Below are 14,971 nucleotides of genomic sequence, written 5' to 3'. Positions count from 1 at the left end.
AAGGAATGACGGCACGCCGCACTCCACCCCGGAAGGGTAGTCACACCAAGTGAGTGATCGCCGCAGGAAGCGGCAGAAGGTCTGTCCGAAGCCGGCGGCTCCGTGGCAGCTCGGAGCACGTTACACGAAGGGTCGCCCTTCGCCAAATCGCTAGCTCTTGTCGCCCGAGGCCAGCTCGCGGCTGCGGTCGCGGGCCGCCTCCAGGGCCGCGATGAGGGCGGCGCGGACACCGTGCTTCTCCAGCTCGCGGATGGCGCTGATCGTGGTGCCCGCGGGGGAGGTGACCGCCTCGCGGAGCTTGACCGGGTGCTCACCGCTGTCGCGGAGCATCACCGACGCGCCGATGGCGGCCTGGACGATCAGGTCGTGCGCCTTGTCCCGAGGAAGACCGAGGAGGATGCCCGCGTCGGTCATGGCCTCCACCAGGAAGTAGAAGTACGCCGGACCCGAGCCGGACAGGGCCGTGGCGGCGTCCTGCTGGGACTCCGGGACGCGCAGCGTCTTGCCGACCGGCTTGAAGATCTCCTCGGTGCGGACGAGATGGGCCTCGCCGGCGTGCGTGCCGGCGGAGATCACCGACATGCCCTCGTCCACCAGGACCGGGGTGTTCGGCATGACGCGGACGACCGGGGTGCCCTCGGGGAGGCGTTCCTCCAGGAAGGTCGTCGGGATGCCGGCCGCGGCGCTGATGACCAGACGATCGGCGGGGACGTGGGGGGCCAGCTCTTCGAGGAGGGCCGCCATGTCCTGCGGCTTCACCGTCAGGATCAGGGTGTCGGCGGTCTTGGCGGCCTCGGCGTTCGTGACCGCGGTGACGCCGTGGCGCGCGTGCAGCTCCTCGGCGCGTTCCGGACGGCGGGCGGTGATCAGGAGGTTGGACGGCGACCAGCCGGCGCGGATCATGCCCGACAGCAGGGCCTCGCCGATCTTGCCCGCCCCGAGGACGGCGATCTTCTGGGTCATGGGACGACTCACCTTGTCCGGATTCGGTGCGTGCGGTGCTGCACCGCCATCCTCGCACCCCTGGCGCCGCTGTCGCCGGACCGTCCATTTGGCGGGCACGGCCACACGTCGAACGGATCTCGGGGATTTGGTTCCTCGGGATGAGCGGGCCCCTGAGGTCCCTCTCGTTTCCGGGATTCCGCGGGAAGAGAAAGGCGGCGATCCGATTCCGTCGGCCCACCGCCGTGCCCTCCCCCGTTCCCCCCTGCCCGTATCCGTCAGGGCGTGCGGCGGCGGAGGGTGACCGCGCCCACGGCGAGGACGAGGGCGGCGCTGCCGGCGACGACCACGATGTCGCGGACGAAGTCGCCGGTGACGTCGGTGTTGCGCAGGACCTCGTTCATGCCGTCCACCGCGTAGGACATGGGCAGGACGTTGGAGACGGCCTCCAGGACGGGCTGCATGCTGTCGCGCGGGGCGAACAGCCCGCAGAGCAGGAGCTGCGGGAAGATGATCGCGGGCATGAACTGGACGACCTGGAACTCGGTGGCGGCGAAGGCCGAGACGAACAGGCCCAGCGCCGTGCCGAGGACGGCGTCGAGCAGGGCGACGAGCAGCAGCAGCCAGGGGGAGCCCGCGAAGTCCAGGTCCAGGAACCAGACCGCCACGCCGGTGGCCAGCGCCGCCTGGGCGATGGCCAGCACCCCGAAGGCCAGGGCGTAGCCGAGGATCAGGTCGGCCTTGCCCAGCGGCATGGAGAGCAGGCGCTCCAGCGTCCCCGAGGTGCGTTCGCGCAGGGTGGCGATGGAGGTGACCAGGAACATCGTGATCAGCGGGAAGATGCCGAGCAGCGATGCGCCGATGCCGTCGAAGGCGCGGCGGTCGGCGTCGAAGACGTAGTAGAGCAGGGTCAGCAGGAGCACCGGGACGAGCAGCAGGAGCGCGATCGTGCGGTGGTCGTGACCGAGCTGGCGCAGGACGCGGCGGGCGGTGGCCAGGGTGCGGTGGACGTTCACCGGAGTGCCTCCTTGCGGCGGGCGGTGTCGACCAGGTGGAGGAAGGCGTCCTCGATGGTCTCGGTGCCGGTGCGGGAGCGCAGGGCGTCGGGGGTGTCGTCGGCGAGGACGCGGCCGGCGCGCATCAGCAGCAGGCGCTCGCAGCGGTCGGCCTCGTCCATGACGTGGGACGAGATGAGCAGGGTGGTGCCGCGCTCGGCGGCCAGGCGGTGGAAGAGGTTCCACAGGTCGCGGCGGAGGACGGGGTCCAGGCCGACGGTGGGCTCGTCGAGGACCAGCAGCTCGGGGGTGCCCAGCAGGGCCACGGCCAGGGAGACCCGGGAGAGCTGGCCGCCGGAGAGGTTTCCGGCGAGGACGTCGGCGTGGGAGGCGAGGTCGACGTCGGCGAGGGCGTGTTCGACCTGTTCGCGGCGGGCGGCGCCGGTCAGCCCGAGGACGGACGCGAAGTAGTCCAGGTTCTGGCGGGCGGTGAGGTCGGCGTAGACGGAGGGCGACTGGGTGACGTAGCCGACGCGGGAGCGCAGCGGAGCGGCTCCGGCCGGTCGGCCGAGGACGTCGAGGGTGCCGGTGACCTTGGCCTGGGTACCCACGATGGCGCGCATCAGCGTGGACTTGCCGCAGCCGCTGGGGCCCAGGAGGCCGGTGACGGTGGAGCGCGGCACCTCGAAGGCGAGGTCGTCGAGAACGGTGCGACCGCCGCGTACGACGGTGAGGCCGTCGGCGCGGATCGCCGGACCGGCATCAGAATTCATCATGTGTTGAATAATGCTCCCGTGCCGCCGGGGCGTCAAGCGGGAGCGGGGACGGGCACGCGTACGCCCCGCCCGGAGGGTTCCGGGCGGGGGTCGGGGTTCTCTCCTGCGCGCCTACGCGCTTCGGGGCACCGCCCCGGTGGGGGCGTGCCGCAGGACGAAACGGTGCATCCCGTCGTGGGTGCCGGCGTCCCGGAAACCGGACTTGAGCAGGACCCGCTGCGAGGGCAGGTGGCCCGGGTCCGTCTCCGCGCGCACCTCGGTGACGTCCGGCCGGTCCAGGGCCCAGGCGGTCAGGGCGCGCGTCGCCTCGGTGGCGATGCCCCTGCCCCGGTACGCCTCCACCAGGCCGTAGCCGATCTCGACCGAGCCGTTCTCGTCCGGCGCCGAGTGGAAGCAGATGTCGCCGACGGTCTCCCCGCCGTCGCGCACCACGATCTGGTAGAGGCCGAACCCGGGCCGGTAGGCGTCGACGAGGAGCATCCGACTCACGAGCACGAGGCCGCCGAGCGTCCCCTCGGACGGATAGCCCTCGGCCCAGCGGGCGTCCGCCGTCGGACGTCCCCGGAGGAGGGGCCCGATCTCGTCCGGCCGCACCTCGCGCAGCGTCAGCCGCGGGGTGGTCAGGACGTTGCCGCCGTCGGCGGGTCGGGTGCCGGGTGCGTCCGGGGACGTCATCGGTGCGGTCCTCCCTTCCGGAACCCCTCGGCCGGGTCCGCGGTCAGCGCCTCCGGCCGGACCGGGGCTTCGCGCCGCGGCGGGCGGCCGGGTTGCCGCGCCGGGAGGCACGGCCGGCGGCACGGCGCTCGTACCGCTCGACGGCGCGGTCGTACTCCGCGCGCAGCCGCTTCTCGCCCGGCGCCTCGACCAGACTGCGCAGGGCGTAGGCGAGCAGGACGCCGATGAAGCCGATCGCCTTGACGGTGCGCATCGACGGATCGGGGGCGCGGACGTCGTCGGGGTCGCGGGTGTAGTCGCCCAGGGTGCGGGCGAAGGCCATGGAGCTGCACACCGCGAAGGCGACCACCAGCAGCGTGCTCACCAGATCGCCGGTCCGGGCGATCGCCGTCCCCTCGTACGCCAGCCGCAGCGCGTACGCCCCGGCCGCCGCCAGCAGCAGCGCCCCGAACGCGAGCGCGATCCGGCGCAACGGGTAGCCACCGGAGTGGTCCACCCAGGTGGTGCCGTAGAACCGGATCGGCTCGGGCTCGGGGCGCTCCCGCTGTTCGCTCATGGTGTCGATTATGCGGGCTGTGCGGGCGGGGCCGGGGCGGGTTCCGCGGGCGTCAGCCGAGCTTGGTGACGTCCCGCACCGCGCCCTTGTCGGCGCTGGTGGCCATGGCCGCGTAGGCGCGCAGGGCGTTGGACACCTTGCGGTCGCGGTTCTTCGGCGCGTACGCGCCGCCCAGGACCTCGCGGCGGGCGGCGAGGGTGGCCTCGTCCACCTTCAGCTCGATGGTGCGGTTCGGGATGTCGATGGCGATCAGGTCGCCGTCCTGGACCAGGGCGATGGTGCCGCCCGCCGCCGCCTCCGGGGAGACGTGGCCGATGGACAGGCCCGAGGTGCCGCCGGAGAAGCGGCCGTCGGTGATCAGCGCGCACTTGGCGCCCAGGCCGCGGCCCTTGAGGAACGAGGTCGGGTAGAGCATCTCCTGCATGCCCGGACCGCCCTTGGGGCCCTCGTAGCGGATGACGACGACGTCGCCCTCCTTCACCTGCTTGCCGAGGATCTTCTCGACGGCCTCCTCCTGCGACTCGCAGACCACGGCCGGGCCGGTGAAGGTCAGGATCGACTCGTCGACGCCGGCCGTCTTCACCACGCAGCCGTCCTGGGCCAGGTTGCCGTGGAGGACGGCCAGGCCGCCGTCCTTGGAGTAGGCGTGCTCCACGTCGCGGATGCAGCCGTTCGCCGCGTCGGTGTCCAGGGACTCCCAGCGCTCGGACTGGGAGAAGGCGCTGGCGGAGCGGACGCAGCCGGGGGCGGCGTGGAACAGTTCGACGGCCTCGGGGGACGGGGAGCCGCCGCGGATGTCCCAGGTCTTGAGCCACTCGGCCAGGGAGTCGCTGTGGACGGTGCGCACGTCCTCGTTGAGCAGGCCCGCGCGGTACAGCTCGCCCAGGATGGCGGGGATGCCGCCCGCCCGGTGGACGTCCTCCATGTAGTACGAGCCGTTGGGCGCGACCTTGGACAGGCACGGCACCCGGCGCGAGACCGCGTCGATGTCGGACATCGTGAAGTCCAGCTCGGCCTCCTGCGCGGCGGCCAGCAGGTGCAGGATCGTGTTGGTGGAGCCGCCCATGGCGATGTCCAGGGCCATGGCGTTCTCGAAGGCGGCGCGGGAGGCGACGGCGCGCGGCAGGACGGTGGCGTCGTCCTGCTCGTAGTAGCGCCGGGCGAGCTCCACGACGGTGCGGCCGGCGTCCTCGTAGAGCGCCCTGCGGGCGGTGTGGGTGGCCAGGACCGAGCCGTTGCCGGGCAGCGCCAGGCCGATGGCCTCGGTGAGGCAGTTCATCGAGTTGGCGGTGAACATGCCCGAACAGGAGCCGCAGGTCGGGCAGGCGTTCTCCTCGATGAGGGCCATGTCCTCGTCGGAGACCGCGTCGTTGGCCGACTCGGCGATGGCGCTGATCAGGTCGAGCTTGCGGACCGTGCCGTCGACGAGGGTGGCGCGGCCGGACTCCATCGGGCCGCCGGAGACGAAGACGGTGGGGATGTTCAGCCGCAGGGCGGCCATGAGCATGCCCGGGGTGATCTTGTCGCAGTTGGAGATGCAGATCAGGGCGTCGGCGCAGTGGGCCTCGGTCATGTACTCCACGGAGTCCGCGATCAGGTCGCGGGACGGCAGGGAGTAGAGCATGCCGCCGTGGCCCATGGCGATGCCGTCGTCCACGGCGATGGTGTTGAACTCGCGGGGGACGCCCCCCGCCGCCTTGACCGCCTCGCTGACGATCCGGCCGACCGGCTGAAGGTGGGTGTGCCCGGGGACGAACTCGGTGAAGCTGTTGGCCACCGCGATGATCGGCTTGCCGAAGTCCTCGCGCGCTACGCCCGCGGCCCGCAGGAGGGCACGGGCCCCCGCCATGTTGCGGCCGTGGGTGACGGTGCGGGACCTCAGCTCGGGCATGGCTGCTCCACTCCTTCGTGAGCCGGTGGACGCGTCGGTTCGCGGACGGTCCGTAGGATGTGCCGGCCTGGGGGCCGTAGCCTTCGAGCGTACGCTCCCCGCCCATGATCCGGACCGAAAGTCCGGATCGTAAGACGTCGGTTCACCCTCCGCCCGGGTGTTCCCCGGACGGACGCGCGGTGTGCCCCCCGGCCGGGGCGCTCCCGGTCAGGTGGTGCTGGACGACCGGCGCGAGCCGTGCGACCAGGTCGTCCGCCCTCTCGGAGGCCAGCGGCTCGATGCCGAGCACGTAGCGCATGATGACCGTGCCCACCAGTTGGGCCGCGGCCAGCTCCACGCGCAGCTCCCGGTCCGGGGCGTCCAGCGTCCGCGCCACCCGGGTCATCAGCTCCCGCGTCACCATGCCCCGGAAGATCCGGGCCGCGGTCTCGTTGTTGACCGCCGAGCGGACGATGGCCAGCAGGGGCGCGCGGGTGGCCGGGTCCTCCCACAGTCCGAGGAAGAAGCCGACGAGCCGGTGGCCCAGGACGTCGGGGGCCTCCGGCGGAAGCCGTTCCAGGACCTCCCGGACGGGCGCCAGGGAGACCTCGACGGCCGCCTCGAAGACCTGCTCCTTGGTGCCGAAGTAGTGGTGGACCAGGGCCGGGTCGACCTCCGCCCCGCGGGCGATGGCCCGGATGGACGCCTTGTCGTAGCCGCGCTCGGCGAACTCGGCGCGGGCCGAGGCGAGGATGCGGTCGCGCGCGGCCTCCCCCGCCGCCGCGCGGGCGGCCGACGTCGGACGGCCGCGACGGCGCGCGGGCCGCGCGGCGTTCCCCGCGTTCCCGGCGTCCGCTTCGGGGCCGTTCACTGTCCGGCCGCCGGGGCGGCGGAGCCGAGGTGGAGACGGGTGAAGGCCAGCGCCTCGGCGAGGTCGGCCTCGCGTTCGGCCGAGGACATCGCGCGTCGGGTGTTGACCTCCACCACGACGTTCCCGTCGAAGCCGGACGCGGCCAGGCGTCCCAGCACCTCGGCGCACGGCTGGTTCCCGCGCCCGGGGACGAGGTGCTCGTCCTTGGCGGAGCCCCGGCCGTCGGCGATGTGCACGTGCGCCAGGCGGTCGCCCATGCGGTCCACCATGCCGAGGGTGTCGTTGCGGGCCGTGGCCGTGTGGGACAGGTCGAGGGTGAAGTGGCGGTAGTCGTCCTCGGTGGGGTCCCAGGCAGGGGCGTACGCGAGCATCTCGCGGTCGCGGTAGCGCCAGGGATACATGTTCTCGACGGCGAAGCGCACGTCGGTCTCGTTCGCCATCCGCCACACGCCCCGGACGAACTCCCGGGCGTAGGCGCGCTGCCAGCGGAACGGCGGGTGGACCACGACCGTGCCCGCGCCCAGCTTCTCGGCGGCCTCGCGGGAGCGCTGGAGCTTGGTCCAGGGGTCCTTGGACCAGACCCGCTGGGTGATCAGCAGGCAGGGGGCGTGCACGGCCAGCACCGGGACGCCGTGGAAGTCGGAGAGTCTGCGCAGGGCCTCGATGTCCTGGCTGACCGGATCGGTCCACACCATGACCTCGACACCGTCGTAGCCGAGGCGCGCGGCGATCTCGAAGGCCGTCGCCGTGGTCTCCGGATAGACGGAGGCCGTGGAGAGGGCGACCTTCGGTTCCGGCTTCGGTTCCGGGGAGTGCACCGCTGGATGAACCACGGGGAACAGCCTACGGCGCGGCGCGGAAAGGCCCCGCGGTACGGCGGCCTTTCCGGGGCGGACGGGGCGGAAGTGTGGGAAAGCTCACGACGCCGACGCGGTGGCCAGGGTGTCCAGGCGGCGCAGGATGACGCCCTCGCGCAGGGCCCAGGGGCAGACCTCCAGCCTCTCCACGCCGAAGAGGTCCATGACGCCCTCCGCCACCAGCGCCCCGGCCAGCAGCTGCCGGGCGCGGCCCTCGGAGACGCCGGGGAGGTTCGCGCGCTCGGCGGTGGACATGCCGGCCAGCTTGGGCACCCACTCCTCCAGCGCGGCGCGATGCAGCTCGCGCTGCACGTACGGACCCTCGGCGGAGCGGGGGGCGCCCGCCAGTCGGGCGAGCTGTTTGAAGGTCTTGGAGGTCGCGACCACGTGGTCGGGCGCGCTCAGCCTGCTGAAGTCGCCGACGACCTTGGCGATCTCGTGCCGCACGTGGCGGCGCAGCGCGCGGACGTCGGCCGGGTCGGGCGGGTCGCCGGGCAGCCAGGCCGAGGTGAGACGGCCCGCGCCCAGGGGAAGGGAGACGGCGGCGTCGGGCTCCTCGTCGATGCCGTACGCGATCTCCAGCGAGCCGCCGCCGATGTCGATGACCAGCAGCCGTCCGGACGACCAGCCGAACCAGCGGCGGGCGGCGAGGAACGTCAGCCGCGCCTCGTCCTCGCCGGACAGCACCCGCAGTTCCACGCCCGTCTCGGCGGCCACGTGCGCCAGCACCCGGTCGGCGTTGGCGGCGTCCCGCACGGCGGAGGTGGCGAACGGCAGCAGGTCCTCCACGCCCTTGTCCTCGGCGACGTCCAGGGCCTCCTGGACGGTGGCGGCGAGCCTCTCCACCCCGTCGGGGCTTATCGCGCCGTCCTCGTCGAGGAGCTCGGCCAGGCGCAGCTCCGCCTTGTGGGAGTAGGCGGGCAGCGGGCGGGCGCCCGGGTGCGCGTCCACCACCAGGAGGTGCACCGTGTTCGAACCCACGTCAAGGACACCGAGTCTCATAAGGAGCCACGCTACTGCGGCCGGGTGAGACCCAGGGACACGGCGGAGGTGCATACCCTTGGGGCGTGACGAAGACGAAAACGGCGAACCAGGGCAAAGGCCGAAACGTGGGTGGTGGGCCGCGGCGCGCCAGGGACGAGGAGGTCGGGCTGGACCACGCCCGGATGTGGGTGGAGTTCCCGGACCCGGCGGACGACGAGCAGGTGTTCCGCTGCGACCTGACGTGGCTGACCTCACGCTGGAACTGCGTCTTCGGCCGGGGGTGCCAGGGCATCCACGCGGGGCGCGCGAGCGACGGCTGCTGCACGCTGGGGGCGCACTTCTCCGACGAGGAGGACGAGAAGCGCGTGGCGGCGCACGCGGCACGTCTCACGCCCGAGCTCTGGCAGTTCCACGCGGAAGGGACCTCCGAGCGCGGCTGGGTCGAGGTGACCGAGGACGGCGAGCGGCAGACGCGGCGGCACCAGGGCGCGTGCATCTTCCTCAACCGTCCCGGCTTCCCGGCCGGCGCGGGCTGCGCGCTGCACACGATGGCGCTGCGGGAGGGCCGCGAGCCGCTGGAGACCAAACCGGACGTGTGCTGGCAGCTCCCGATCCGGCGGACGTTCGAGTGGGTGGATCTGCCGGACGGCGAGCAGAAGCTGTACGTCTCGATCGGCGAGTACGACCGCCGCGGCTGGGGCCCGGGCGGGCACGACCTGCACTGGTGGTGCACCGGCGCGCCGTCCGCCCACCAGGCCGGCGAGCCGGTGTACGTCTCGTACCGGCCGGAGCTGACGGAGCTGATGGGCCCGGCGGCGTACGAGCGGTTGGCGCGGCTGTGCGAGGAGCGGCTGGCGGCCGGGTCGGTACCGGCCCCGCACCCGGCGGACGGACCCGCCGCACCGGCCGACGAACCGGAGGCCGGATGACGCGGTGAGGGGCCGCCCGGTGGCGGTCGGCGGCGATCGCGCGGGTGGCGATCGCGCGGGTGGCGATCGTCCGCGCGCGGGCCCGCGGGCTGTGCCGGAGCCTGCTTCCGGATCGCCGTGCCGGCCGGGGGCCGACCGGGGGGAGGCCCCGGCGGCACCCCGGCCCGCGTGGCGCGGCAGCGGCTCGGAGCCCTAGCCGGACTGCGCCGGCGGGGACGGAGCGGGCTGCGACGGCGGCGGGGCGGACGGCTCGTTCGGGCCGCCGGCGGGAGGCGGCTCGGACGGTTCCCGGGGCGGTGGGGCGGACGGCGGCGGGTCGGCGGGGGCGGGCGCGGCGCCGCGCCCCTGGAGGGTGATCACCGCCTTGGCGGGGTGGATCGAGATGCGTGCCGTCCACATGCCGGCGGGCTCCCGCGCCCGGTCCACGGTGACCGTGATCGTGATCGACTCCCCGGGGCGCAGCGTCCCGTGCGCACGGCTCAGCCTCAGCCAGGGGGCGTCCGTGGCGGCCGACCACTGGACCGGCCGGCCCCCGGAGGCGACGAGCGTGACGAGCGTGGCGTCCCCGGCGGGCTGTGCCTCGACCGTCAGCCGTCCCGGGCCCGTACGGCCGTCCTTCCCCGGTGCGCCGTCCTCGCCCGCCCGTCCCTTCCGGTCCGGACCGGAGGGGGAGGACTTCTCCCCGTCGGCGCCGTCCACGTCGACGCGGATGCCGGGCCCGTCGCGGGAGGTGTCGGTGCTCCCGGCGCGGCTCCGGTCCCCGTAGGGCACTCCGTACGGGTTGTCGGAGTCCTTCCGCTCGGCCGCCGAGACCGGGGCGCTGCCCGGGCCGGCGTCCGCCAGCGGCGCCCCCCGGTACGCCGCCCACAGCGCCAGCACCGGCGCGGCGACGACGGTCGCCACGACCGTGGTGGTCACCGCACGGCTGCGCAGCCGGTCGAAGCGTTCGGCCCGGTCCCTGGCCCCGACGGGGAAGCCGCGCCGGTCGAAGCGCGGGGTGTGCTGGGCCCGCGCGTGCAGCGCGGCGAGCATGGCGGCGTGCACCTCGTGGCGCGGCGCCTTCAGCACGGTGAGCGCCCCGGTGTCCGCGGGCGCGGTGCCCGGCCACGGGCCGCCCGCCAGCACCCGCTCGGCGGTGCGGCGGCACTCGGGGCACTCGTCCACGTGTCGCACCAGCTCCCGGCGCAGCGCGCTGCCCAGCAGCACCTCGCGGTCCCCGGCGAGCCGGGCCACGGCGGCGCAGCCGCCCCGGTCGAGGACGGCGAGGGCGGTACGGGTGCGCTCCACCTCGCAGGCGCCGCTGGAGAGCAGCAGTTCGGTGCCGTCGTGGTCCATGCCGAGCACGGCGGCGACCTCGTGGACGGGCAGGTGGTGGCGCACGGCCAGTTCCAGGGCCTCGCGCTGCTCGGGGCTCGTGCCGGCCGCCTCGGGCCAGGCGAGCGCGGCCAGCTCGCGGCGGCGCACGGTGGCGACGGGCCCGGGAAGCTCGGGAGGCACGGTGCGGCTCTGCCGCTCGGCGAGGCGCCGCAGGCAGGACCAGCGGACCAGCGCGTACAGCCAGGCCCGGTGCAGTGCCGTGTCGCCGGGGGTGCGGCCGCGGCGGCGCTGCCGGTCGGCGATGGCCAGCGCCTCGCCGAGGACGGTGATGGCCGCCTCGTGCTCGCACATGACGGACAGGCAGTACGTGAACAGCCCGTCCAGGTGGTCCAGGTACGGGTCGAAGCACACCGGCGGCTGCGCCGCAGCGCGGTGCGTGCCACGGTGCGCCCGGTGTGCGCCGGTGGGATGCGTGGGGTGCTCGCGCCGAGTGCTCGTCACCCAGCCGACCGTAGGCGGAAGGCCGGGCATCCCTGGCCATGCTTGCGCGGGTTTAACCCTTACGGGTGACAACTTGCGGGAAACCGCACAAACGCACAGTGAAGGCCGGGGGAGAGTCGGGGGAGGGCGCGCCGGGGCCCGGCGAGCCGTCCGACGGCGCCGGCTCGGGGCGTCGCCGCGGTGCGGGTCCGCGCTGTCGGAGCCTCCGGCTACCGTGAGGCGCATGGCTGCCCGCAAGTCGTCCGCCAAGGACCGTCCCGCCTACCGCTGCACCGAGTGCGGCTACACCACCGCCAAGTGGCTCGGCCGCTGCCCGGAGTGCCACGCCTGGGGCACCGTCGAGGAGACCGGCGGCACCCCGGCCGTCCGCACCACCGCGCCCGGCCGGGTCTCGTCCCCCGCACTCCCCATCGGCCAGGTGGACGGGCAGGTGGCCACCGCGCGCTCCACCGGCGTGCCCGAGCTGGACCGGGTGCTCGGCGGCGGGCTGGTGCCCGGCGCGGTGGTGCTGCTGGCCGGCGAGCCGGGGGTGGGCAAGTCGACGCTGCTGCTGGACGTGGCCGCCAAGGCGGCCGGCCCCGACCACCGCACCCTCTACGTCACCGGCGAGGAGTCCGCCGGGCAGGTCCGGCTGCGGGCCGACCGGATCGGGGCGATAGACGACCACCTGTACCTGGCCGCCGAGACGGATCTCTCCGCCGTGCTGGGCCACCTGGACGAGGTGAAGCCCTCGCTGCTGATCCTGGACTCGGTGCAGACGGTGGCCTCTCCGGAGGTCGACGGCGCGCCGGGCGGCATGGCCCAGGTGCGCGAGGTGGCCGGGGCGCTGATCCGCGCCTCCAAGGAGCGCGGGATGTCCACGCTGCTGGTGGGCCACGTCACCAAGGACGGCGCCATCGCCGGTCCCCGCCTCCTCGAACACCTGGTGGACGTGGTGCTGCACTTCGAGGGCGACCGGCACGCCCGGCTGCGGTTGGTGCGCGGGGTGAAGAACCGCTACGGGGCGACCGACGAGGTCGGCTGCTTCGAGCTGCACGACGAGGGCATCACGGGTCTGGCCGATCCGTCGGGGCTGTTCCTGACCCGGCGCGACGAGCCCGTGCCCGGCACCTGTCTGACCGTCACCCTGGAGGGCCGCCGGCCCCTCGTCGCCGAGGTGCAGGCCCTGACGGTGGACTCCCAGATCCCCTCCCCGCGCCGCACGACGTCCGGCCTGGAGACCTCGCGGGTGTCGATGATGCTGGCCGTCCTCGAACAGCGGGGGAAGATCGCCCAGCTCGGCAAGCGCGACATCTACAGCGCCACCGTCGGCGGGGTCAGGCTCTCCGAGCCGGCCGCCGACCTCGCCATGGCGCTCGCGCTCGCCAGCGCCGCCAGTGACACCCCGCTGCCGAAGAACCTGGTGGCGATCGGCGAGGTGGGCCTGGCGGGCGAGGTGCGCCGGGTCACCGGGGTGCAGCGGCGACTGGCCGAGGCCGCGCGGTTGGGCTTCACCCACGCCCTGGTTCCGGTCGATCCGGGGAAGGTTCCCCAGGGGATGCGGGTGACGGAGGTCACGGACATAGGAGAGGCGCTGCGGGTGTTGCCCGCCCGCCCCCGTCGGAGCGCGCCACACGACGCCGACGGCCGCCGGTAGACTTTGCCCAGGTCTCGCCCGTACGTACGCATGACCCGAAGGAGTGCCGTGGCAGCCAATGACCGGGCAGCAGCCGGCTCCGACGGCCTGATGCGCGCCTCGCTGAGCGCCGTCGCGCCGGGTACCGCCCTGCGCGACGGCCTGGAACGCGTCCTGCGGGGGAACACCGGCGGACTCATCGTCCTGGGCATGGACAAGACCGTCGAGTCGCTGTGCACCGGTGGTTTCGTGCTGGACGTGGAGTTCAGCGCGACGCGGCTGCGCGAACTGTGCAAGCTGGACGGCGCGCTGATCCTCGACAAGGACATCACCAAGATCGTGCGGGCGGGTGTGCAGCTCGTCCCCGACGCCTCGATCCCCACGGAGGAGACGGGCACCCGGCACCGCACCGCGCAACGGGTGTCGATCCAGACCGGTTTCCCCGTGGTGTCGGTGAGCCAGTCGATGCGGCTGATCGCCCTGTACGTCGGCGGGCAGCGGCGGGTGCTGGAGGACTCGGCGGCGATCCTGTCCCGGGCCAACCAGGCGCTGGCGACGCTGGAGCGGTACAAGCTGCGTCTGGACGAGGTGGCGGGCACGCTCTCCGCGCTGGAGATCGAGGACCTGGTGACCGTCCGCGACGTCTCCGCGGTCTCGCAGCGGCTGGAGATGGTCCGCCGGATCGCCACGGAGATCGCCGAGTACGTGGTGGAACTGGGCACGGACGGGCGGCTGCTCTCCCTCCAACTCGACGAGTTGATCGCGGGCGTGGAGCCGGAGCGCGAGTTGGTCGCCCGCGACTACGTGCCCGAGCCGACCGCCAAGCGGTCCCGCACGGTCGACGAGGCGTTGACCGAGCTGGACCGGCTCTCCCAGACCGAACTGCTCGACCTGCCCACGGTGGCCCGGGCGTTGGGCTACAGCGGCTCTCCCGAGTCGCTGGACTCGGCGGTCTCGCCGCGGGGTTACCGCCTGCTGGCGAAGGTGCCGCGGCTGCCGAACGCCGTGATCGAGCGGTTGGTCGAGCACTTCGGCGGGTTGCAGAAGCTGCTGGCCGCGAGCGTGGACGACCTGCAGACCGTCGACGGCGTGGGCGAGGCGCGGGCCAGGTCGGTCCGCGAGGGGCTGTCGCGGCTGGCGGAGTCCTCGATCCTGGAGCGGTACGTCTAGCGGTACCACGGTGCCGTGGACGGTGCCCGGTCGCCGTGCGACCGGGCTTTTCCGTCTCCGCTCCGTCTTCCGCGCTCCGCGTCCGTACCCCGTCGTCCGCCGTCGCTCAGTCCTTGGTGAGTCAGTCCTTGGTGAGGACGAACGAGGTGCGCACCTTCTCCGCCAGTCCCTCGACCTTGGCCTCGACCAGGTAGGTGCCCGCCTTGGCGGTGTCGCCCGGAGTGCCGCACTCGGGGGTGCTGTGACGGCGGTCCCACTCCAGGGTGTGCACGGCCGTACCGCCCGCCGGCACCCGGTAGAAGGCCGAACGGTCGCCCTTCGGGCAGTGCTCGGACTTCCAGACCTTCTCGTCGCCGTCCCCGGCCTCGATGATGGTGAAGACGGTGGCCTCGCTGCCGAAGTCGACCTTGCAGGCGCCGTCGCCGCCGTTCCGCACCGTCAGCCGGAAGACGGGCTTCTCCCCGGGCGCGTACCGGTTCTCGACGCTGCGCAGCGTCACCTCGACCGAGCCGGGGCGGCAATTCGGGAGGTCGGAGCCGGCCGGCAGGGCCTCGGCACCGCCCGAAACGCCGGTGTCCGCACCGCCGTTCGCGCCACCGTCCGCGCCGTTCGCGCCGCCAACGCCGCCCACGCCTCCGTCTTCCCCGCCGTCGGCGCCACCGGTACCGCCGGAGCCGCCGGAGCCGCCCGTGTCTCCGTCCGCGCCGCCGGAGCCGCCGCTCACCTCGTCGCGCCCGCCGGGGTGTTCGCTGATGAGGGACTCGGAGGAGGACGGTCCGGGCGTGATGGTGCTGGGGGCGTGGCCGCCGTCCCGCCCTCTGCCCTGGTCGTTTCCGCCGTCGCCGTCGGGACTCCTGAACCAGACCGCCCAGACGACGAGCAGTACCAGGGCCGACAGGAGCACAAGCACAAC

General features: G+C 73.6%; 14 protein-coding genes. 3 read left to right on the top strand and 11 right to left on the bottom strand.

Annotated features, from left to right (window positions below; all coding sequences use genetic code 11):
- Positions 1–150: 150 nt before the first annotated feature.
- The 9 genes from proC to ABD335_RS06220 all read right to left on the bottom strand — a co-directional run bounded on the left by proC (position 151) and on the right by ABD335_RS06220 (position 8,544).
- Entirely contained in the window at positions 151–963 is an 813-nt protein-coding gene (proC, locus tag ABD335_RS06260; RefSeq protein WP_344321077.1) for a pyrroline-5-carboxylate reductase, read from the bottom strand.
- Positions 964–1,220: 257 nt separating this feature from the next.
- A complete protein-coding gene (locus ABD335_RS06255) occupies positions 1,221–1,958 on the bottom strand; it encodes an ABC transporter permease (protein WP_344321076.1) in 738 nt (245 codons plus the stop codon).
- Complete coding sequence (locus ABD335_RS06250) at positions 1,955–2,713, bottom strand: ABC transporter ATP-binding protein (protein ID WP_344321075.1); 759 nt, start codon at positions 2,711–2,713, stop codon at positions 1,955–1,957. Before ABD335_RS06250 ends, ABD335_RS06255 begins: the two co-directional genes overlap by 4 nt.
- A 111-nt stretch (positions 2,714–2,824) precedes the next feature.
- Positions 2,825–3,388: a GNAT family N-acetyltransferase gene (locus ABD335_RS06245; protein WP_344321074.1), complete on the bottom strand. Its 564-nt coding sequence runs from the start codon at positions 3,386–3,388 to the stop codon at positions 2,825–2,827.
- A gap of 43 nt (positions 3,389–3,431) precedes the next feature.
- A complete protein-coding gene (locus tag ABD335_RS06240) occupies positions 3,432–3,944 on the bottom strand; it encodes a hypothetical protein (protein ID WP_344321073.1) in 513 nt (170 codons plus the stop codon).
- A gap of 52 nt (positions 3,945–3,996) precedes the next feature.
- Positions 3,997–5,835: a dihydroxy-acid dehydratase gene (gene ilvD, locus ABD335_RS06235; protein WP_344321072.1), complete on the bottom strand. Its 1,839-nt coding sequence runs from the start codon at positions 5,833–5,835 to the stop codon at positions 3,997–3,999.
- 142 nt (positions 5,836–5,977) lie between these two features.
- Positions 5,978–6,685: a TetR/AcrR family transcriptional regulator gene (locus ABD335_RS06230; RefSeq protein WP_344321071.1), complete on the bottom strand. Its 708-nt coding sequence runs from the start codon at positions 6,683–6,685 to the stop codon at positions 5,978–5,980.
- Positions 6,682–7,518, bottom strand: coding sequence for a sugar phosphate isomerase/epimerase family protein (locus ABD335_RS06225; protein WP_344321070.1), 837 nt, complete (start codon positions 7,516–7,518; stop codon positions 6,682–6,684). Before ABD335_RS06225 ends, ABD335_RS06230 begins: the two co-directional genes overlap by 4 nt.
- A gap of 84 nt (positions 7,519–7,602) precedes the next feature.
- The gene (locus tag ABD335_RS06220; protein ID WP_344321069.1) at positions 7,603–8,544 is read right to left on the bottom strand and encodes a Ppx/GppA family phosphatase; all 942 of its coding nucleotides are present in this window, start codon (positions 8,542–8,544) and stop codon (positions 7,603–7,605) included.
- A 164-nt stretch (positions 8,545–8,708) separates the two neighbouring features.
- Here ABD335_RS06220 and ABD335_RS06215 point away from each other — a divergent pair, with 164 nt between their 5' ends.
- The gene (locus tag ABD335_RS06215; RefSeq protein WP_344321090.1) at positions 8,709–9,455 is read left to right on the top strand and encodes a DUF3109 family protein; all 747 of its coding nucleotides are present in this window, start codon (positions 8,709–8,711) and stop codon (positions 9,453–9,455) included.
- 192 nt (positions 9,456–9,647) lie between these two features.
- On the opposite strand, the gene ABD335_RS06210 is transcribed toward ABD335_RS06215, so the two are convergent.
- Complete coding sequence (locus tag ABD335_RS06210) at positions 9,648–11,273, bottom strand: BACON domain-containing protein (protein WP_344321068.1); 1,626 nt, start codon at positions 11,271–11,273, stop codon at positions 9,648–9,650.
- Between the two features lie 223 nt (positions 11,274–11,496).
- Here ABD335_RS06210 and radA point away from each other — a divergent pair, with 223 nt between their 5' ends.
- Both radA and disA read left to right on the top strand, forming a co-directional pair.
- Positions 11,497–12,909 carry a DNA repair protein RadA gene (gene radA / locus ABD335_RS06205; protein ID WP_344321067.1) on the top strand — a complete coding sequence of 471 codons (1,413 nt, stop codon included), beginning with the start codon at positions 11,497–11,499 and terminating at the stop codon, positions 12,907–12,909.
- Positions 12,910–12,999: 90 nt separating this feature from the next.
- Positions 13,000–14,058 carry a DNA integrity scanning diadenylate cyclase DisA gene (gene disA, locus ABD335_RS06200; RefSeq protein ID WP_344321089.1) on the top strand — a complete coding sequence of 353 codons (1,059 nt, stop codon included), beginning with the start codon at positions 13,000–13,002 and terminating at the stop codon, positions 14,056–14,058.
- A 121-nt stretch (positions 14,059–14,179) separates the two neighbouring features.
- On the opposite strand, the gene ABD335_RS06195 is transcribed toward disA, so the two are convergent.
- Complete coding sequence (locus tag ABD335_RS06195) at positions 14,180–14,968, bottom strand: hypothetical protein (RefSeq protein ID WP_344321066.1); 789 nt, start codon at positions 14,966–14,968, stop codon at positions 14,180–14,182.
- Between the last annotated feature and the right edge of the window lie 3 nt (positions 14,969–14,971).

The organism is Streptomyces macrosporus, from assembly GCF_039533145.1.
Lineage (GTDB): Bacteria > Actinomycetota > Actinomycetes > Streptomycetales > Streptomycetaceae > Streptomyces > Streptomyces macrosporus.
Note: the sequence above shows the minus strand (reverse complement) of the source record. Positions and strands in the feature narration are given on the sequence as shown.

Bases quoted from the DNA above. Each gene is read 5' to 3' on its own strand.
- proC (WP_344321077.1), bottom strand. From the start codon at position 963: ATGACCCAGAAGATCGCCGTCCTCGGGGCGGGCAAGATCGGCGAGGCC.
- ABD335_RS06250 (WP_344321075.1), bottom strand. From the start codon at position 2,713: ATGATGAATTCTGATGCCGGTCCGGCGATCCGCGCCGACGGCCTCACC.
- ABD335_RS06245 (WP_344321074.1), bottom strand. From the start codon at position 3,388: ATGACGTCCCCGGACGCACCCGGCACCCGACCCGCCGACGGCGGCAAC.
- ABD335_RS06240 (WP_344321073.1), bottom strand. From the start codon at position 3,944: ATGAGCGAACAGCGGGAGCGCCCCGAGCCCGAGCCGATCCGGTTCTAC.
- ilvD (WP_344321072.1), bottom strand. From the start codon at position 5,835: ATGCCCGAGCTGAGGTCCCGCACCGTCACCCACGGCCGCAACATGGCG.
- ABD335_RS06220 (WP_344321069.1), bottom strand. From the start codon at position 8,544: ATGAGACTCGGTGTCCTTGACGTGGGTTCGAACACGGTGCACCTCCTG.
- ABD335_RS06215 (WP_344321090.1), top strand. From the start codon at position 8,709: ATGTGGGTGGAGTTCCCGGACCCGGCGGACGACGAGCAGGTGTTCCGC.
- radA (WP_344321067.1), top strand. From the start codon at position 11,497: ATGGCTGCCCGCAAGTCGTCCGCCAAGGACCGTCCCGCCTACCGCTGC.
- disA (WP_344321089.1), top strand. From the start codon at position 13,000: ATGCGCGCCTCGCTGAGCGCCGTCGCGCCGGGTACCGCCCTGCGCGAC.